Genomic DNA, 19,043 nt, shown 5'->3' on the forward strand with positions numbered 1-19,043 from the left:
GGGCGAATACGCAGCAAAGGTAAGTGTTTTCACTTATTTTTGGCAGTAGTCTGAGCGGATTCTATGTGGATTGTACGGACGACGGGGTTCTTTCCGCTCCCTATTCTGAGGGGAACCGGTTCGGACCTCCGTTGCCGGTCCATCGAAAAGAAGGTCGGATATGTCTAAAAACGTGAAGAAGCATCTTCCGCTGCGGACCACTTTGATCGCGGTTATGGCAGCGTCACTGCTTGGAGTTGGCGTTGTTGCCACCAGCACCGCCGCCCCGCAGGCACAAGCCGCAGCAGTAGACCCCACGGTCAATGGATACCGCAATGTCGGGTATTTCCCGCAATGGGGCGTTTATGCCCGAGACTTCAAGTTGAAGAAGCTACAGGATTCAGGTGGAGCTTCAAAGTTGACTCACCTGAACTATGCCTTCGGCAACATCCACTATCAGGATCTAACCTGCTTCATCGCCAATAAAGCGCAGGGAGATGGACCCAACGGTTCAGACGGTGCTGGCGACGCCTGGGCTGACTTCGGCATGGGGTACACGGCAGATAATTCGGTGGCCGGAGTCGCTGATACCTGGGATCAGAAACTGGCCGGATCATTCAATCAGCTCAAGCAACTGAAGGCTAAGAACCCCAACCTCAAGACCATGATCTCCATCGGTGGATGGACTTGGTCCAAGAACTTCTCCCTCGCTGCAGCAACCGATGCTTCGCGTAAGAAGCTCGTTTCCAGCTGCGTGAACTTGTACTTGAAAGGCAACCTTCCGGTGATCGACGGACGCGGCGGCGATGGCGCGGCGGCGGGGGTCTTCGACGGCATAGATATCGACTGGGAATGGCCCGGCTCGAATAACGGCAACACCGGCAATCACGTGGATACAGTGAATGATCGTGCGAATTTCAAGGCTCTGCTGCAAGAATTCCGCACTCAACTCGATGCCCTCGGTGCCCAGAACGGTAAGCACTACGAACTGAGTGCATTCCTGCCGGCGAATCCAGCTGATATCGCATCCGGCGGCTGGAATGATCCGCAGCTCTACAACTACCTGGACTTCGGCAATATCCAAGGCTACGACCTCTGGGGCGCTTGGGCACCGACCATGACCGGCCACCAGGGAAACCTGTATGACGATCCTCAGGACCCTCGCCCGGCAGCGCAGAAGTTCAGCGTGGATAAAGCCGTCAAGGCCTACCTCTCCAACGGCGTCCCAGCGAAACAACTGGGAATCGGCTTGGCGATGTACGGCCGCGGCTGGCAAGGTGCACCGAGTTCGACGCCGTGGGGTTCCGCCACGGCGGGTGCGCCCGGGAAGTATGAGACCGGCATCAATAACTACGACGACATCAAGACCGTCGGCACCGATTATTACAACTCCGCTATTGGAGCAGCCTGGCGCTCCGACGGAAATCTCTGGTGGAGCTACGATAACGCTCAAACCGTGCAGCAGAAGGCCAACTACATCGCTTCCAAGGGCCTCGGCGGCGGCATGTGGTGGGATCTCTCCGGAGATAAGAGCTTCGAACTCGGTTCCGTTCTGGTGAACACGCTGAAGGCCGCTCCCTCGGGCCCGATCACGAGTGATCCGACGACGCCGACAACTCCCCCTACCACACCACCAACCACGCCTCCGACGACGCCGCCCACCACACCGCCCGCCGGCTGTGCTGGGTTGCCGACCTGGTCAGCGACCGCGACTTATGTCAAAGATGATCAGACCACCTACCAGGGCAAGAAGTGGAAGGCCAAGTGGTGGACTCAGAATGAAGCGCCAGGCGCCAGCGAATGGGGCCCCTGGGAAGATCTGGGTAGCTGCTAACCCCGCGACCCAACCATCGTGAAGATCGCGGTGGCAGCGCTGCATCCGCAGCGCTGCCACCGCTTTCATGTCCGGCACGAGGTTTCAGACCCCGGAACTCCGGTCACGTCGTCATCCGGAGCACTGCTCGCCGTCCCCGGGAACTAGTAGTAATAGGCTGATCACTGCGGCTACCGAAACTCAGCGCCGCAGCAATCCCTTCACCGGAGAGATGAAAACCATGAATGAAGAACAAGTGCGGCAAGAGCGGTTCGCCCGTGGGAAGCGCATTCTCGATGCGATCGACGGCGACGTCGGCAACCGGGTGATCGAATCGCTCGCCGATATAGCTCCCGAGCTGGGGCATCAGATCGTGGCCTGGGGTTTCGGGGAGATCTATGCCCGGCCCGGTTTGGAGCCACGAGACCGCCAGCTGGTCACCCTCGGCATGCTGACCGCCCTCGGCGGATGCGAGCCCCAGCTGGAAGTCCACATCAACGCCTCGCTGAACGTTGGGCTGACGCCGGAGCAGATCGTGGAAACGTTGCTGCACACCTCAGGTTATTGCGGCTTCCCTCGTGCTCTGAACGCGGTGGCTGTGGCTAAGAAGGTCTTCGCCGAACGAGATCTGCTGCCACTGAACTAGAGGAGGGCAGCCGATTCAGCCATTCGCCGAGTCGCCCTGGGAGGAAGCCGCCTCCCGGCGTGCGACGGAGATCAGCGTCCAGCCGAGCAGCATGAAACAGGCCAGCCAGAGACTGGGCAAGCCGAAGTAGTGATAGCTGTTCGCTCCCGCGATGGCCCCTACGCTGATCATCGCCCACAGGGTGAGATAGCGCAGCCAGCTGGTTTTGGAGCCACCGGTCAGCGCATTGCTGAGATGCTGACCCAGTTTCACTAAGGTCCCGGTCATATAGGTCAAGCCGATGCTGACCTCACCGTTTCTGGTGTAGGAGGTGTTCGTCGCTCCCATTGCGGCGGCCAGCAAAGGCGGCGTCAATGCTTCACTGGATGGCCAGAGCCCGAGAATCGAGGCGGCAAGCAGCAGCACGGTGGCCACGGTGAGCGATCGGGTGCGCTGATTCGTAGTCCGCCTGCGGCTCAGCAGCGTGCCGACCACCACACCGAGCACGAAAAACCCCACTAAGCCCAGTGCGAGCGCAGCCCCGGTGAAGGAACCTCGGGCAAGATCGGCGCTCGCTCGAGTGCTGTTGCCGCTCATGAAGGAAACGAAATATCCGCCCAAATGGAGGTAGGCCACGGCGTCGATGAAGCCAGCTATTGCGGAGAGCCCAGCCGCATAGAGCACTCCACGCCAAGGCAAGGAAGCAGCCACTATCGGCCCTCCCAAGAGTACGCTGCGGCCGCAGTGGGTACCTTCATGAGACTTTTTCCTCGTCGTCTCGGCCTCGCAAGGCAGAACTGTCCGGCGACTGCACGGCTGGCGCCACTGCCCGAATAACGAGCTAACCCTACCAAAGAGGATCGAATCGGCTTTGCCTTGGGCCGCCGAGCAAACAGCTCAGCGGCCTAAGGATCCGAGGTGCTCCAGCTGCCCGGGCTGCAGCAGAATGAGCCTGCTTTCCAGACCGGCCTCACTCATCGAACTCCTGACCTTCTCCGGACCTTCGGTAAAGTGCTGCCAGCCCTCCGTGTGCACCGGAACCACGCTGGCCGCGGGGAAGATCTCTGCTAATCGCACGACTTCCGCCGAACCCAGGGTGAGCGGTGCGCCGTCGAAAAGGGCTGTTCGGGCGGCGCCCGCGAAGACGATCACCAGGCCGGTATCTGGGAATCTCCGAGAGATCTCGGCGGCCAGCTCGAGCGAAGCATTGTCTCCCGAGACATAGATGGTAGGCCAACCCTGAGCTTCCAGAACAAATCCGCTGACCTCTCCGGTCAGCACTTCGGCACCACTGGGTCCATGCAGCGCCGGCACCGCGGTCACCGTCACCGGAACGGCAGCGCTGAGCACCACCTGCTCCCAGGACCTCAGCCCATGGACCCCCGGGATCCGGTCGGCCGCCGCACTGGTACTGAGGATGAGTCCGGCATGACTCAGGAACTTCCGCCCACTGCGATCCAGGTTGTCTGGGTGCTGATCGTGAGAAAGCAGGACGACGTCGACGGCTCCCAGCTCTTCAGCCGAGATGGCGGGGCCGGCGAGCTTGACCAGAACTCGTCCGCCGCCCAGTGGATACTCACCGGGAGGATCGAAGGTGGGATCGGTGAGGAAGCTCAACCCCGCATAGCCGACTAGGATCGTCGGACCGCCAAGGTACGTCAGAGTAGGCCATTGAAGGTGCTGAGAGGAATTCATATGACTACTCTGCCCGCGGAGCTGATGGGGATACAGTGGCCTGAAGGACATTTAACAATAAGATTGGGCCATGATGCTCCATCGACCTCATCATCTCGCCGTTCTTGCGATGCCCGGAATGAGTCCCTTCCACCTGGCGATCCCGCAGATGGTTTTCGAGGACATCGGCGATTCGGAGCACTCAGTGCTCTATCAGCTGAGGGTCTTCACTCCCCAGCCCGGTCAACTGCGAATGGGCCACGGCCCGGATATGGTGGTTGAATTCGGCCTACAGGCCCTGGACTGGGCTGATACCGTGATTCTGCCGAGCTGGGATCCCGAGCTTCCCGCCAGCGATGAACTGCTGGAAGCACTTCTGAGTGCGCACCACAGAGGAGCGCGCATTGTCTCGCTTTGCCTCGGCGCCTTCCTGCTCGCCGAAACCGGGATGCTGGATGGCCGGGAGGCAGTGACGCATTGGCGTTACAGCTCTCAGCTGCAGCGGCGCTACCCCCGGGTGCAGGTGCTGGAGAACGTCCTATGGTCCGATCACGACGACGTCGCCTCCTCGGCCGGTGTTGCTGCCGGACTCGATTGCTGCATCCATTTGCTGCGAAAGGACCACGGTTCAAGCGTGGCCGATCGAGTGGCCCGAGGACTCGTGATGGCACCACACCGCACCGCGACTCAAGCCCAGTTCATTCCGGTGCGGGCACCACGCAGTCTCGATCACGACGGACATGACGGAATAGAGCGGGCCATGATGCAGGCCCGGCTGGATCTGAGCCAGGCGATCAGTATCAACCAGCTGGCCGCGACGGCAGCGATGAGCCGCAGGACCTTCACCCGGCAGTTCCGTCACCGGACAGGACTCAGCGTCCTCGATTGGCTCACCCAGCAGAGATTGGATCAGGCTCGCAAGCTACTCGAGTCGGGCCACGCGGGAATCGAAGAGATCTCGGCCAGCTGCGGTTTCGGTTCCCCGGCCGGATTCAGGCAGCACTTTCGCACTGCCTTCGGCACCACCCCCAGCCGTTATCGTGAAGAATTCGCTTCTGAAGCCGTCTTTTCCTGAACAGCGGATCTTAAACCGCGGAGCGAGCCGCCGATGCCGACAGCCCGCCCCGCTTCTGGAACAAGTTCCGCAGCGAATTACTTCTTCGAAGCCAGCCCGTAGTCCTTGAGCAATTGCTGCATCACGGTGTCCTGATCGACGCCGACCTGCAGCTCCTTGCCGTTCGACAAGGTCTTCAGATCGGTCTCAGCAGCGGAGAAGGTCACCGGATGCTCCTTGCCATCGGGTCCGATCTTTCCCCAGGACTGGAAGGTTTCGGTCTCTCCCGGGAGCGGGGTGGCGTTGCAGACCGAGATGTTCTTGCTCGGCTGCTTCCCGGTCAGGAAGTAGTTGTAGACCGGCCGGTCAACGCATTCCGTGCCATAGGGAAAGTGCCCGTGCGAGCCTTCGTTGTCGATGGCGATGAACTTCGCCCCCGGCAGCTTGGTTCCGGTGGCAAATCCGCCTTCATAAGCTGTCTGCGAATCGAGCTCTCCCTGCACCACCAAGGACTTCGGGAAAGTCGCCGGATCGGCCACCGGCATCAGGTTGCGAGTCTGCCAGAAAGCGCAGGCCGGAACGGAGAGCAGGGCGTCCGAATCGTTGAAAGGAGCCTTCTTAGCCGTTTTGGCTACCCAGTCGGTCCAGTAGTTCGCGCCCTGAGTCCACTGCCCATCCTGGCAGCGAACGGCGTCGAAAACCGGCTCGTAGACCTGAGCCTCAGCGAGACCCGGCGCTTTCAGCTTGGCCTTTTGCTGGAGTGTGCCGAGGTAGCCGTCAATGGCCTTAGCCCCGCTGGCCGCCTTCTGCTGAAGGGTCGGTGAGACCTCAGGGGAAGTCGCGGCCTGATTCAGCACAGCCTTGGCATTGGCGAGTACCTGCGCGTCGGTATCCAGCTTCGGTGCGGCTTTCTCCCCGGCCAGCACCTTCTCACCGCTCGCCGTGAAGATGGAAGTGATCTCGGCGAAGTCGGGGTACAGCGAGTTATCGGAGAAAGCCCCGAAGACGCCGGTGATGGCAAAGATCCAGATGGCCGCTTTGGTACCTCCGGCCGCTTGGTAATTCTGCCAGATCTTCTCCGGATCGGTGCCGGAGTGGTAAAGATCGTCATGCCGAGCCATATAGGGCAGGAAGTGCTGCCTGAACTGGCGATCCCGGGCGATCGGCTGCAAGTCCCAGGTTTTCTGCAGGGTCGGCAGTGTGGTGTTCGTCGAGGAGTCCAGCAGGATCTTGTCCAAGTTCTTGCCGAAGACATTGCCGTACCAGGTGCCGAGCCAGGTGCCGTAGGAATAGCCGATGTAGCTGAGCTTCTTCTCGCCGAGCAGCGCCCGGATGAAATCCATATCGTAAGCGGTCTGCTCGGTGTTGATGAACTTGGTCAGCTCGTTCTTCTGACAACCAGCGACCTGCGCCTTGGTATCTTCTACCGGGGTGGCGTTGGGATCCTGCGTATAGGTGCATTCCAAAGCGGTGGATTCGCCCACGCCTCGCGGATCAAAGCCGACGAAGTTGTAATAAGGTGCCAGATCCACTGCGCGCAGCGTCATTGCAGCCGCCCAGGGAATGCCGGAACCACCGGGTCCGCCCGGATTGACGAAGATGGTGCCCTTGTGGCGCGAGGATTTGATCTCGGAATTGACCGTCTGAGAGATCCTGATCGAGATGGTCTTGCCGTTCGACGGATTGTGCCAGTCCATCGGCACGGTCACGCTCGCGCACTGGGTATTCGGAACCGCCTTGAGTTTCGCCACGGTGTTCGGATCCGTCACGGAGGGGTAAGCGCATTCCTCCCAGGTCAGTTTCTGCTTTTTCAAGACCCCAGCCAGAGCAGAGGTGTTCGGTGTGGGATCAGCCTTAGCGGTGGCAATCCCCGGAATCAGCAAACCCGATCCCAGGGCGAGTGCCGAAGCCAGCACGGAGATCCTGATTAATCTACTTTTCACAGTGTCAGTTCCCAATCGTCATACTGTTCTGGATCAGTGCACGAATGTGCGCATGCTGTGAAGAAAACCATGTTTACCCTCGGGTAACCTGAAAAAGTCCTAGGATTTTCTGCCAAAATTGTCATAGCGTGGGCTGCTTCCGCTCTTCCCCGGAGGCCAAAGAGCGAGCGGAACCGGCCGTTGGCATGGGGAGTCCTCCCCATCGACACCGGTGATTCGAGAGGATAGATTTTTAGTAATCGCTCGGGACAACAGATTCGCCGGGCACAGGGTCCGCTGGAGGTTCCGGGGCTCTTTGATGAAAGGGTGTATCTCATGGGTGAAGCGTTTCTCGGTAATAATCCGGAGGACATGCAGGATTTGATCACGAAGATCAATCAGGCGGTTGATCAGATTCATCAGGCGGTCAATGGTTTGGATTCGAAGGCTACTTCGGTGCAGTGGAATGGTCCGGATGCTAATAATTTCAAGCACACTGAGTGGCCGCAGCATAAGCAGAATCTGAATAAGGTCGCTGATGACCTGCATCAGGTGGGTCAGACCGTGCAGAAGCAACGTCAGCAGCAGATTGATACTTCTGCTAACTAGCAACACCACCAGCTCCAGAGATCCAGAGTGTGAAGGCTTGGTGTAACTGGTTTCCTTTGATCTGTTGGTTCGGCCCGTTGCTCTTGGTTTATCCAGGAGTGACGGGCCGAACCTATTTCCCTGAACCTCAGCGCAGTTCTGGTCGGGTTTCGTTTGGCAGGTTCTGGTCGGGTCCGTGTGTGGGTGCCTGGCCCAGTGAATCGGGGATTCAGTGGGGTAAACCGGTCCTGCCCACCGAAACCCGGATACACCGGGGACCACCGCTCGCATCATGTCCGATTCGCGTCCGGCCGACACCCAGCTGACTCTCCACCATCGGGGGATGGAGAGTCAGCTCTGCCATTCGGACCGTGCGGAACCCTCCGCTACCCACCGCGCACCGCAGCTAGGACGCCGTCGAGAACTTGATCCGAGTGTCCTGCGGGAGGCAGCGCAGCTTCGCTGGCTCCTTGACGCCGGACTGGGTTTTGATTCCGTCGCTGAGCAGATAGAGCTCGATCGATGGGGCTTCGTTCGGCTTGATCACGACCAAGGAGAGCGGAAAGTAGTTCTGCAATGTCACCGCCGAGTCGAGCTGGCTCGCGGGGGTGGCGATCAGAATTTGTGGCTTCTGCTCCTTGATCCGGAGCTCCATCGAACTCACCGAGAGGGGCGAGGGTTTCGTCACCACCGAAAGCACCCGGAAGCCCGCCGTTTTGAGCAATTTCGATGTCTTTGCGGCCAAACCGGTGATGGCCGTCGAATTATTGATATTCAACGAAACTTCAGGAGGCGGTTTCGACTGGATGGTCTCCGTGGGGCACGCCACGGCTTGCGGCGCGCCCGGAGGAATGATCTTAGCGATTCCGAAGCCAGCAAGAATCGCCAGAACGGCCCCCACCATGGTCAGCGCGAGCAGGAAGATCAGCAAAGTGCGTGTGGCACCTTCACTCGACTTCTCTGAGTTCATCATCATGCTTCCTGCAGCAGGTGTCCGAAGCTCTGCTGCCACGAGGCCATGGCCTTCCGTGTGGAGAAATCCGCACTACCCGTTGCAGAGAGCTCTTTGACCGAAAGAATCAACTGCTGCGCCACACTCATAGCGTCCTTCGCTGCGCTTCCAGCGCCTTGTACCGCTCCGACAACCATCGTGCTCTTGCCCTTGATGACGATGGTCGCAGCGAAGAGGAACACTCCCCGGGCTTCTTTGCTGGTGCCCGTCTTCAAGCCGATAATGCCGTCCACACCCAGCAAGGTATTGGTGTTATCCACCGGCCCATAACCAGGGATATTGGCGCTGGGTTCCTTAACGATCCCGGCAATCGCGGGGTTCTTCATGGCATGAGCGGCCAGCACCGCCAAATCACGCGCGGTGCTCGTCGTCGATGGGTCATACCCACTCGCATCGGTTCCCACGGAGGTCGAGCTGAGCCCTAGCTCCTGGACTAAGGCCTGCGCGGCCTGCCGGTAAGCATCCAGTGAGCCAAAGGTCCAGATGGCCAGGCTGTCAGCAATATTATTTGCCGAAGGCAAGAGCATGGCTTCCAGCGCCTGCCGCAGGGTGAGCGTCATCCCTTGATAGACCGGCAGAACACTGCCGTTCATCGCCAGGTATTTCTCGTAGCGTTCGACGTCGGAAGCGCCGATCTCGAAAACCGGCCCGCTCTGCCCTACAGTGAGTGGCGTATGCTTCAGGACCGTGAGCGCCGTGATGACTTTTGCGGTACTCGCAATCGCTGCCGGCGCCTGATTGCCTTGATTCACCAAGGGCAGAGTGGCGTCCACCGGCATAATGCTCGAGGCCGTCGAGGTCCAGTCCACCGAGAAACCGAATTCCGGGCTGCTCGACGAGCCAGCCTTGTTCTCCAGGGCGTTCATCGACAAAGCACATGAACTGATCAAGACCAGCATCGAAAAAGCCATCGGGAGTTTCCACCAGGTTCTTTTGCTCATGCTCCCAAGCTATGAGCCGGATTTCCGCGTCTGGCCCCAGCTGTGTCACCGTTGAGCTACAACTCGGCTGATATCGTTCGCAGAAGTTCAGTGCGCCGGATCGGTTTCCGATGCTTGAAGAAAATCTACCCAGAAAACGGTGCCCTCAGGTGTACTGGAAACCGAAATACTGCCGCCCAGCAGTCGAAGGTTTTCCTTCACCAAGGCCAAACCAAGCCCGGTTCCACCGCTGTTGCGGGACCGATCGGATTTGTAGAAACGTTCAAATAGATGAGGCAGATCGGCTTCTGGTATGCCGGGGCCGAAGTCACGAACTTCGATCCGGCAGCGCTGCTCGAAAGACTGCACCGCAACCCTCGCGGTTCCGCCGCCGTGCGCAATAGCATTGGCGATCAAGTTTCCCACAATGACGTCGAAGCGGCGTGGGTCGGTGTCAATCCGGGCACTGCTCAGCTCTCCCCATTCCACGTGATCCAGCCAGGCACGCTCAGCGACCAGCAGACGAAGCCGTTCTGCGACGTCGAAAGGGAGCGTTTTCACCGCGATCTGTCCGGCGTCGAGCCTTGAAATCTCCAGCAGATCTTCGATCAGCGAAGCCAACCGGCGAGACGCCGAAGCCGTGACCCGACCCGCTTCGGCGAGATGAGCCGAGGAGGTCTCTGGATGATCCAGAAGATCGGCAATAGCCACCATGGCTGCCGTGGGAGTTCGCAATTCATGGGCAACATCGGCGACGAACCTCTTGGCTCTGAAGTCCGATTGCTCCAATTCGGACATGCTCTTGCTGAGTCTGCGGGAGGTCTGATTGAAACTGTTGATCACGCCGTTCAACTCGCTCACCCCACTGCTCCGGAGCATGGTCGGTGAATGCGAAGTACCGAAGCCTTCCGCGGCTTTCTGCAGCGCGGTGACAGGTTTGAGGAGCTGACGGGAGAGCCAGAGCCCGATCAATGCTGCTCCCACCCCGATCAAAAGGGTCAATAGCCCGGCTGTGGCGGTCAACTGGGCAATCTGCTGATCTTGTTTATCCATGGGATACCGGCCGTAGAGCATGGTATTCAGGGTTCCCTCCGCCGACAGCGGAGAGGGAGATGCCGAAGAAGATGCCGTGGACGAAGCGTCAGAGGAGGCCTGCGGAAGAGAAGTCGTGGGCGGGCTAGCCGGCGGGATGCTCCCGGCGGAGAGCGTGATCGCCTTAGCCTGGGCCACCACGAAATAAGAGACACCGCCCTGGGTGATTCGGAGGAAACGAGGCAGAGCGCTCGAATAAGTATCAACTCGCAGGCTCTCCGGAATCATTGAGATATCAATATTCCCTTGGGAGAGCCCGAGCTCTGGGGAGCTCAGCAAGGTAGGGCCCTTGATACTTCGGATGCCCGAGAAAATCTCGGCCTCCGAGGATGGTTTGCCATAGATATCTCGGTCTATGACAGTCGGAAGCTGCTGATAGACATCGTCGAACTCACCGAGTAATTTGTTCTGCTCGGCTTCCAGAATATTGTCCCGCGCCGACCAGGTGGTCACCGCTCCTACGGTACCGGCAGCAAGAGCGGCTATCAGTGCGAACCCGAAGCCCAGCCGGAAGCTCAAGCTGCCGAAAAGGCGCCGAATCCTCCTCATCGCTGCTGATCGAATCGGTATCCGAATCCCCTGACCGTCACCACGATGCTGGGGTTCGCCGGATCTTCCTCGATCTTGCTTCGCAGTCGTTGCACCGATGCATCGACCATCCGGGATTCCAGCAGGTATTCCACCCCCCATACCGAGCGCAGCAACTGCTCCCGGCTTTGCACCTGGCCCGGATGCCGCGAGAGTTCGAGCAATAAGCGGATTTCAGTGGGTGAGAGGGCCAGTTGCTGCCCGTTCTTGGTCACCTGGAGGGCATCACGATCTATCCGCAAGGAGCCGTTGAGCACAATATCTGCCTGCTCAACAGCAGGTTCGATTGAACCACGCCGCAAGACCGCTCGTATTCTCGCCTCAAGAATCACCGGTTCGACGGGCTTCACCACATAGTCGTCAGCTCCAGCCTCAAGACCGAGTACGACGTCGACGTCGTCGCCTCTCGCGGTCATCATAATGATCGGCAGCTGACGGTGCTGTCGAATCTGACGACACACTTGAAGGCCATCCAGATCCGGCAACATAAGATCCAAGATCAGCAATTCCGGTGGATTATCACCGAGCGCGGCTCGCACACCCTCCGCACCGAGATACACCCCTGAAACGCTGTGACCTCGCTGCGAGAGCGCCAATCTGAAAGCGGAGTTGATATCGGGATCGTCCTCGACGATCAGAATCCTCGCCAAACCATCTCCTGTCATCACGCGCTGGCCGGTCGAAGATGCTCCATCGTGATGTGACTGGCTCAGCCGCTTACCAATGAGGCCAGTCTAGACCGCGGACATGGTCCCGCTAGGGCCCTGTTACAGAGCTGTAGCCTAGTCAGTGACAGCTTGAGACAAGGCGATCATTGTGTGCTGACCGCCATCAGGAAAGGACGAACAATGACCGCCGATCTCAGCCCCGAGCTTGAGTCAGCCCTTCGGAAGGGCTTTGAGGAGCGGGATCGCAATAATATGGGTCCCACCATCGAGTACTTTCTGCGGCTTCTGGAAGAACACCCGGGAAACCCGGCAGTGCTCTATGAAGTGGGCGGTTCTTACGATACCGATGGCCAGGAAGAGCAAGCCGCCGGGTACTACGAACAAGCCCTGAAAAGCGGCTTGAGCGGAGACACCCGACGGCGTTGCCTACTGCAATACGGCTCGACTCTGCGAAATCTGGATCGGCATCAGGAGTCCTTGAAGATTCTGCTGCGAGCTCGAGAGGAGTTCCCGGAATCCGATTCCCTGCGGGTCTTTCACGCGCTCTCTCTTCACGCAGCAGAGCAGGCCGACAGTGCAATCGCTGAACTGCTGCTGCTCATCGCCGATCGTCTGGACAGCGCCGAGATAGTCCGCTACGAAGCAGCGATCAGAGGGAACGCCGAGTACCTGCAGAGCCTGGGCAGCGCCCAGGCTCTAGAGGCCTAGCGGTCACACCAAGCTGTCGACGTCCTCCGGGACGGTCGGGTAGTCGGTGTAGCCCTCGGCGGCGCCACCGAAGAACTTGCTCTGATCGACCTGATTGAAGGGGGCCCCGTTCTTCAGCCGCCAGACCAGATCCGGATTGGCCAGTGCCAGTTGGCCCACCGACTCGAGATCCGCGCGACCGGCTTCAATATCAGAGCCAATGTCCTCGGCGGCGCGACCCGGACGATTCACAATCAGTTTCTGAGGCCAGTTCGCCCGGATCCATTCCAGAAGTTCCTCATCGCCGATGTGCATCAGATGCAGATAACTCAGGCCCAGGGGCGCCAGCTCTTTGACCAGGTAGCGGTAGGTCTCGGCGTATTCCGCGCCTTCTTGGGTGCTTCCAGCGCCATTGTTCGGGGAAAAACGAATTCCTACCCGGTCGGCGCCGATTTCCTCCGCGGTGGCCCGGGCGATCTCGATCACCAGGCGAGCGCGGTTTTCCACGCTGCCACCGTACTGATCGGTGCGCTGATTGCTGTTCTCAGAAAGGAACTGGTGCAGGAGGTAACCGTTTGCTGAATGGAGTTCGATGCCGTCGGCGCCCGCGGCGATCGCTGATCGGGCCGCGGTGCGGAACTCTTCGATCACCGAAGCGATCTCTTCGGTGCTCAGCTCACGGGGAGTAGGCAGGTCTTTGACGCCGTTCAAGGTGTGCATATGACCTTCAGGGGTGATCGCCGAAGGTGCCACCGGCTGCAGGCCGCCTTGAGTGTTGTCCGGATGTGCGATCCTTCCGGCGTGCATCACCTGAATGTACAGGGCACTCCCCTCGGCGTGCACGGCCTCCGCGACTCGGGACCAGCCTTCGATCTGTGCGTCATTGTAAATTCCGGGAGTGAGCATATAGCCCTGCCCTTGAGCAGAGGGCTGGGTGCCTTCGGTGATCAGCAGACCGAGCGAGGCCCGCTGCCGATAGTATTCGACCACCAGCGGAGTAGGCACCCCGTCCGCCGTCGCACGATTTCGGGTCATCGGCGCCATCACCAACCGGTTCTTCAGTTCCCGGCGCCCTACTGTCACTGCATCCCACACATTGCTCACTGCGATTCTCCTTAACGATTTTCATCTCGAGTACATGCGTTTGCATCTAAACTCACTGCGTAGAACCTCAGTCACTCAATCGTTATTCCCGAACTTGAATCCTGGTCCGACGACCGCCGTCACTCGCTCACCACGAGGAGCCTCAAGGAATTTCACCGTGGATCAGTTGCTGCGGTCGAGGTCTCCAGGAAGTCCAGAGCGATTTTTGCCACTTCAGCCCATCCCGAGTCTATGACCAGCGAATGTGCGCGAGCTGGCAGTTCAATGAGCTCTGTCGTTGAGGGATTTCTCCGCTGCAGTCTGAAAGCAGCACGGGAGAGCGCGGGAGGCACCGTGTGGTCCTTTTCCGCGGCGATCACCAGTAGCGGTCCGCGATCCGCGCGAGAGGTATCGGCTCTGGTCTCAGCAGCTGGATTGAAAGTCGCGGCCGCCACCTGGAAAAGTGGCATTCCGGAACCCGGCACCGAAAAGGTTCGGTAGAGTTCCGCTGCCTCCTGCTCGGAGACTGTATTGGCAAAGGCATAACGGAATTGCTTCGCCGTGAGCCTCACTTGACGGCGATAATTGGCCGGATTCCCGAGCACGGGCGCTGCTGCCTTGAGGGAGGAGAACGGCAGTTGCCAGACCCCCTTGATCGGACCGGGACTGATGGCCACCGAGGCTTTGGCGAGGCCCTGACCAGCTAGTTTCTGAACGATGAGTCCGCCGAAGGAGTGGCCGATCAGTACCGGCTTGCGATCTAACCGCGCGATGAATTCCGCAAAATGAGCGGTCACCGCAGCAACGGACTTTCCCGCGAAAACCGCCGGCGTCCTGAGCGCTTCTTCGATCGTCTCAGGATCGTCAGGCCAGTCCGGGGCGAAACCGATGAAACTGCTCGATTGAGCCAGCTCGATCCAGCGGTTCCAGCTCTCCGGCAAAAGCCAGAGCCCGTGCACCAGGATCAAAGGGGTTTTATCGCTGGCATTCAGCTGAGCTATACCGGCCAGTTCCCGGCGGGTCAAGGATGAAGTGCTCATTTTTACTCCTAGTAGATAGAACGTTCTATCTACTATCCGAATGAAAGAAGAATTTTGTCAAGTGGTAGAACGATCAGTCTGCTAAAGTGATCGCATGACGGAGGGGGTAAGCACTACGACGTCCGCAGCCCGGGAACGACTGCTAGCCACGGCGTCTTCACTCTTCTATCGGGAAGGGATCCACACGGTCGGCATCGATAGGATCCTGGCTGAAGCCCAGGTCACCAGGGCCACCATGTACCGGCATTTTCCCGGTAAAGAAGATCTAGTCGAGGCGTATCTATCACGGGAAGACTCGATCATTCGCGGATATTTTCGCGACGCCGCGAGCGAAACCATCAAGAAAAGCGAACTGCTGCGCCTGGTAATCGAGTTTATCGCAGAGGATATCTCCAAGTACCACACCCGTGGCTGCCCGTTCATCAATGCCGCCGCTGAGTATCCTGACGCCTCAGGACGGGTCAGGGCCGTCATCAGTTCGCACCGCAATTGGTTTCGCCAGGCACTCAGCGAGGCGGCTGAAGCCTCGGGGGCCGAGCGGCCCGCGGAAGTGGCTGCCACTTTGATCCTGCTTCGGGACGCCGCCTTGGTGGGCGGCTATCTCGACGGCGTCGAGCAGACCAAGGCTGCGTTCGTCGACACCGCGCTGAAGCTGATAGGAAACGGACCGATCGAAGAACTACCGGAGCGTCATTAGCGGCACCGGCGCCTAGTCAGCCGGCGGACCCACCCTGGAAAGCCTTGCGCTCGAAAGCACTGCGGCTTCGGTGCGAGTGGCCACCCCGAGTTTGCGCAGGATCGCGGAAACGTGGACGCTCGCGGTCTTGGTACTGATAAACAAGCGCTCACCAATTTGTCGATTACTGAGACCCTCGGAGATCAGCGCCAGGACTTGACGTTCTCGCGCTGTCAGTTCTTCGGAGTTCGGAGCACCGCGCTTTCGACCTTGACCAGCCAACGCCAACCCGGCTGCGGCTGCGAGCTCCTCTGCCCATTGGCTGACCAATCGGGCGCCCAGCTCCTCGGCCGCCTCCACGGCCCGCGTCAGAGCCTGCTGCGCTGCTTCCCGATCACCCCGCGCAAGCAGCGCTGCTCCCAGCCGATAGGCAGCGTAGGGTCGGAGAATAGCCTGAGCATCCGGAGCTGCTATGCGCTGCACGGCCCGGCGCCACGCCTCGGGATCATCGCCGGTTCGATGAGCTCCGGCAAGTTCTGCCTCCACCAAGGACTCCCAGATCCCGATAGTGGGCCAAAAAGAACTGCGCTTCACAAGGGCTCGCCACTGCTGCTCCCGAGCATCCAAATCTTGCAGAGTGAGTTCGGCGAGCTCACTGCCGGGCGGGAAACCTCCTGCCAGTAATTTTTCTCTGAGCTTTGCCAGCACCCGGGCCGCGATGCCCAGCAGCGGCAAGTCATAGGCGGGTGCAAAGCAATGCTCTGAATCAGAGAGGTGTCGGGTGACCGCCCAGGCGGCCTCCAGCTCTCCCACCGCGAAGAGCACTTCCGCAGTGACCAGCGCGCTCTGCATTTTGGTCTGCAGTTCCTGGGCCGCTAATCGTTCCATCGGGCCACGCCAACCGCGATAGAGTTCGGCTGCCCGCTGCGGATCGCCTCTCCACAGAGTTAAGAGCATCTTCGACTGCCGCAGGTAGACCAGGAAAGCCAAAGGCGGCTCGAGTGCCAGAGTCCGATCCAGCACTTCTTCCGCCAGCTCCCAGCGGCCAAGCGCAATCAAAGGGTCCACTGCGTTGGAAGCCATCAGCGCACCAGAACTGCGCTCGACGCCCAAAGCCTTGGCCCGGGCGACCCCTTCGGTAGCCAGAGCGACGGATTCCTCATACCTCCCCAGCAGATTCGTCATATCAGAGGCATTGACCCGGTACCTCAGTAAAGCGCTTCCATCGCCCTCGGCGAGGTGCTCCGCCGAGCTCATCACGGTAAGCCCAGCCTCCAGTTCACCCAAATGCGCCAGACTGCAACCGCTGATGCTTGCGGCTATCGAAAGCTCCCGGGTCGAACAACCTCGCGCCGCCTCACTGGCCTGCTCGGTAAGGCGAATCGCCTCCTGGAACCTGCCATGAATCATCTGCCGCGCACCCAGGCTGTTGAGCAAATTCGCCCGCAAGTACTGCGGGGCGTCTTCAGGCAGCAAGGACAGGGCTTCTTCCAGCAGTTCAACCGAGCCGGTTTTACTGATCGTGGTGAGGTAGGCGGCTTTATCGCGCAATAATTTCACCTGAATCAGCGCTGATCGCGGTTCCGGATCGGCGATCGCTGAATCGAGCATCGCAATCGCCCGCTCGCTATCCCCGGCATTGCGCAATGCACTGGCGGCCCGCCGAGTGAGCTCGACCCTGGACGCTCCGGCCAGCTCAGCAGCTTGGGGTAACTCGTCCCACAGCTCCAAAAGCCTTTCGGCCAACTGCGCTTCGCTGGCAAAGGCATAGCTGGCATGCGCTTGGGCCATCGCGAGGAGCGTCGCGGGGAAGGCCTGGCGAGGGTTTCTGGCCGATATCCAGTGATACGAAATCTCAGCCGCAACCGGGGTCTCTGAAGCACTTTCCTGCAAGGCCTCGGCAAAGGCCGCGTGGAATCGCAGTCTTTCACCGGGCAGTAAATCGGTGTAGATAGCTTCACGCACCAGAGCGTGCCTGAAGGCATAACTATCGCCCTCCGCCAGCAGAACACTCGCGGAAACCGCTTCGCGCAGTGTCGAATCGAGTGCTCCGGCGTCTCCATCGAAGACTTTCTCCACGAGTTGATGAGCCACCCTCACTCCGCCGACCGAGATCAGTCGCAGGGTCCGCTGAGTCTCCGAAGAAAGCCGTTCATAACGAGCCAGTAGAAGCTCTCTCAGGGTGTCCGGCAAATCGGCTTCACTGCAGGTTTCATCCAGACCCAAGAGCTCCTCGACGAAGAACGGTACGCCCTCACTGCGCTCGAAAACATTTTCCACCGCTGCCGTGCCGAGTTGACTGCCGAGGATCTCCCTCGCCTGCGCGGCTACCTGATCTCGGGACAGCCTGCCGATCTCATGCCTGACCACTCGACGGGTGCGTTCCAGCTCAGTGAGAAATCCGCGGACCGGATGCCCACGCGGCACATCCTCACTGCGATAACTCAGTAAGAGCATCACCCGATCACAACTGAGCGCACGGATGATGAAGGACAGCAGGCGGAGTGTGCCGCTGTCAGCCCAATGAAGATCTTCCACAATGGCCAGCACGGGACGGTCACGCGCGAAGGTCTCCAAAATCACTGCAACGGTCTCGTGTAATCTGCCAAGCCCCGCAGTGCCGACTGCACCGACCGAGGGATGGGATTCAGGCTGTTCCGAACCCGCGAGCGAAGGCAATAAGGTGGCGAGCACATCACGGCCCGGACCAGCGGCCTCCAGCACGGTCTGCGCCCCGAGCTGAGCGACCAATTGCCGGATCAGATCGATGATCGGGGCATAGGGAACGGCGACTTGGCCCAGGTCCACGCATTGACCACTGATCACCAAGGCCGAGGGTTTGATGTTGCGACGAAAGTTCTCAATCAGCCTGGTTTTACCAATCCCGGCTTCTCCGCTCAGCACCACCGCTCGCGGTTCACCAGCTTCAACCGCGGCAAAATGCTCGTGTAAGACCAAGAGGTCGGCCTCTCGGCCGACCATCTTCGGGCTCGTCACCGGCAGCATCACCAGATCATCGTTTCATGGACTACCGCCGCCGCGTCAATGACCGAGAGCTGATTTTCACGGTGTCGATCATTGCCTTGCTCAGCAGCAGGGCAGCAACGCTTCTGGTCACTAGTGACCAACCGCCATGCCTTTGCAGGGACTCTGGACTGGTTGGTTCTGAGCTGGTTGGTTCTGGACCGACGGATTCCGGACCGGCCGCCGATGCGTCAGCTCAGCTGACCTGAAGTACTTCATCAGTCTGGCTAACCAGCCGTCCTCCGCACGTTCCGCGATCAGCTCGCGCTCGATCCGACGTCGTTCGAGCCGCCGCCGTAACTCACGTTCTTCATACTCTGCCAAAGTGCTTGAAATCAATGCTGGGTTGGTAAACATCGTTCCTCCAGGTGTTCTTTCGATGTACCCAATATTTCCGTCTAAGGTAACCGCCTTACCTCGGTCAATTGCCCTATCTTTGACATCTCACCAAGACTGCGGAGCCTTAGTCCGGTGCCCTGGAAATCAGCGCCTGAGTCCATGAACTACATCCGTGTAAGTTATGCCCAACTGTGGAAAACTCTGTGGATTTCAGCGCTTCCTGATGAACGAGGAATTGGCGCAGTTCGAGGATTCGGAC

At 59.5% G+C, this 19,043-nt stretch carries 17 protein-coding genes; 7 read left to right on the plus strand and 10 right to left on the minus strand.

Annotated features, from left to right (window positions below):
* The first annotated feature begins 160 nt into the window (after positions 1-160).
* From ABDK06_RS07715 to ABDK06_RS07725, 3 genes are all read left to right on the plus strand, one after another.
* Positions 161-1,813, plus strand: coding sequence for a glycosyl hydrolase family 18 protein (locus ABDK06_RS07715; protein ID WP_394940378.1), 1,653 nt, complete (start codon positions 161-163; stop codon positions 1,811-1,813).
* Between the two features lie 18 nt (positions 1,814-1,831).
* Positions 1,832-1,960, plus strand: coding sequence for a hypothetical protein (locus ABDK06_RS07720; RefSeq protein ID WP_394940379.1), 129 nt, complete (start codon positions 1,832-1,834; stop codon positions 1,958-1,960).
* A 73-nt stretch (positions 1,961-2,033) separates the two neighbouring features.
* Positions 2,034-2,438 carry a carboxymuconolactone decarboxylase family protein gene (locus tag ABDK06_RS07725; protein WP_394940380.1) on the plus strand — a complete coding sequence of 135 codons (405 nt, stop codon included), beginning with the start codon at positions 2,034-2,036 and terminating at the stop codon, positions 2,436-2,438.
* Positions 2,439-2,453: 15 nt separating this feature from the next.
* On the opposite strand, the gene ABDK06_RS07730 is transcribed toward ABDK06_RS07725, so the two are convergent.
* Entirely contained in the window at positions 2,454-3,128 is a 675-nt protein-coding gene (locus tag ABDK06_RS07730) for a YoaK family protein (protein ID WP_394940381.1), read from the minus strand.
* A gap of 186 nt (positions 3,129-3,314) precedes the next feature.
* The gene (locus ABDK06_RS07735) at positions 3,315-4,112 is read right to left on the minus strand and encodes an MBL fold metallo-hydrolase (RefSeq protein ID WP_394940382.1); all 798 of its coding nucleotides are present in this window, start codon (positions 4,110-4,112) and stop codon (positions 3,315-3,317) included.
* A gap of 70 nt (positions 4,113-4,182) precedes the next feature.
* Between ABDK06_RS07735 and ABDK06_RS07740 the strand changes: the two genes are divergently transcribed.
* A complete protein-coding gene (locus ABDK06_RS07740) occupies positions 4,183-5,166 on the plus strand; it encodes a GlxA family transcriptional regulator (protein ID WP_394940383.1) in 984 nt (327 codons plus the stop codon).
* A gap of 77 nt (positions 5,167-5,243) precedes the next feature.
* On the opposite strand, the gene ABDK06_RS07745 is transcribed toward ABDK06_RS07740, so the two are convergent.
* Positions 5,244-7,088 (minus strand): alpha/beta fold hydrolase, encoded by a 1,845-nt coding sequence (locus ABDK06_RS07745; protein ID WP_394940384.1) that lies wholly within the window; start codon positions 7,086-7,088, stop codon positions 5,244-5,246.
* A gap of 315 nt (positions 7,089-7,403) precedes the next feature.
* On the opposite strand from ABDK06_RS07745, the gene ABDK06_RS07750 reads away from it, so the two are divergent.
* On the plus strand, positions 7,404-7,676 hold the full coding sequence (locus ABDK06_RS07750; RefSeq protein ID WP_394940385.1) for a WXG100 family type VII secretion target: 273 nt from the start codon (positions 7,404-7,406) through the stop codon (positions 7,674-7,676).
* A gap of 385 nt (positions 7,677-8,061) precedes the next feature.
* Here ABDK06_RS07750 and ABDK06_RS07755 read toward each other — a convergent pair whose 3' ends face one another.
* The 4 genes from ABDK06_RS07755 to ABDK06_RS07770 all read right to left on the minus strand — a co-directional run bounded on the left by ABDK06_RS07755 (position 8,062) and on the right by ABDK06_RS07770 (position 11,917).
* Positions 8,062-8,631 carry a LytR C-terminal domain-containing protein gene (locus ABDK06_RS07755; protein WP_394940386.1) on the minus strand — a complete coding sequence of 190 codons (570 nt, stop codon included), beginning with the start codon at positions 8,629-8,631 and terminating at the stop codon, positions 8,062-8,064.
* Positions 8,628-9,608 (minus strand): D-alanyl-D-alanine carboxypeptidase family protein, encoded by a 981-nt coding sequence (locus ABDK06_RS07760; protein ID WP_394940387.1) that lies wholly within the window; start codon positions 9,606-9,608, stop codon positions 8,628-8,630. The genes ABDK06_RS07755 and ABDK06_RS07760 overlap by 4 nt, the downstream gene beginning before the upstream one ends.
* A gap of 87 nt (positions 9,609-9,695) precedes the next feature.
* A complete protein-coding gene (locus tag ABDK06_RS07765) occupies positions 9,696-11,228 on the minus strand; it encodes a sensor histidine kinase (protein ID WP_394940388.1) in 1,533 nt (510 codons plus the stop codon).
* Positions 11,225-11,917 (minus strand): response regulator, encoded by a 693-nt coding sequence (locus ABDK06_RS07770; protein ID WP_463401503.1) that lies wholly within the window; start codon positions 11,915-11,917, stop codon positions 11,225-11,227. The genes ABDK06_RS07765 and ABDK06_RS07770 overlap by 4 nt, the downstream gene beginning before the upstream one ends.
* Positions 11,918-12,115: 198 nt before the next feature.
* Between ABDK06_RS07770 and ABDK06_RS07775 the strand changes: the two genes are divergently transcribed.
* Positions 12,116-12,643, plus strand: coding sequence for a tetratricopeptide repeat protein (locus ABDK06_RS07775; protein WP_394940389.1), 528 nt, complete (start codon positions 12,116-12,118; stop codon positions 12,641-12,643).
* 3 nt (positions 12,644-12,646) lie between these two features.
* Here the strand turns inward: ABDK06_RS07775 and ABDK06_RS07780 are convergent, their stop codons facing one another.
* Both ABDK06_RS07780 and ABDK06_RS07785 read right to left on the minus strand, forming a co-directional pair.
* The gene (locus ABDK06_RS07780) at positions 12,647-13,726 is read right to left on the minus strand and encodes an alkene reductase (RefSeq protein WP_394940390.1); all 1,080 of its coding nucleotides are present in this window, start codon (positions 13,724-13,726) and stop codon (positions 12,647-12,649) included.
* A gap of 152 nt (positions 13,727-13,878) precedes the next feature.
* Positions 13,879-14,745 carry an alpha/beta hydrolase gene (locus tag ABDK06_RS07785; RefSeq protein WP_394940391.1) on the minus strand — a complete coding sequence of 289 codons (867 nt, stop codon included), beginning with the start codon at positions 14,743-14,745 and terminating at the stop codon, positions 13,879-13,881.
* Positions 14,746-14,839: 94 nt separating this feature from the next.
* Here ABDK06_RS07785 and ABDK06_RS07790 point away from each other — a divergent pair, with 94 nt between their 5' ends.
* Positions 14,840-15,442, plus strand: coding sequence for a TetR/AcrR family transcriptional regulator (locus ABDK06_RS07790; protein WP_394940392.1), 603 nt, complete (start codon positions 14,840-14,842; stop codon positions 15,440-15,442).
* Positions 15,443-15,454: 12 nt separating this feature from the next.
* Here ABDK06_RS07790 and ABDK06_RS07795 read toward each other — a convergent pair whose 3' ends face one another.
* Positions 15,455-18,418 (minus strand): helix-turn-helix transcriptional regulator, encoded by a 2,964-nt coding sequence (locus tag ABDK06_RS07795; RefSeq protein ID WP_394940393.1) that lies wholly within the window; start codon positions 18,416-18,418, stop codon positions 15,455-15,457.
* Positions 18,419-19,043 lie beyond the last annotated feature (625 nt).

The sequence above is a fragment of the Psychromicrobium ferritrahens genome (assembly GCF_043789415.1).
GTDB lineage: Bacteria > Actinomycetota > Actinomycetes > Actinomycetales > Micrococcaceae > Renibacterium.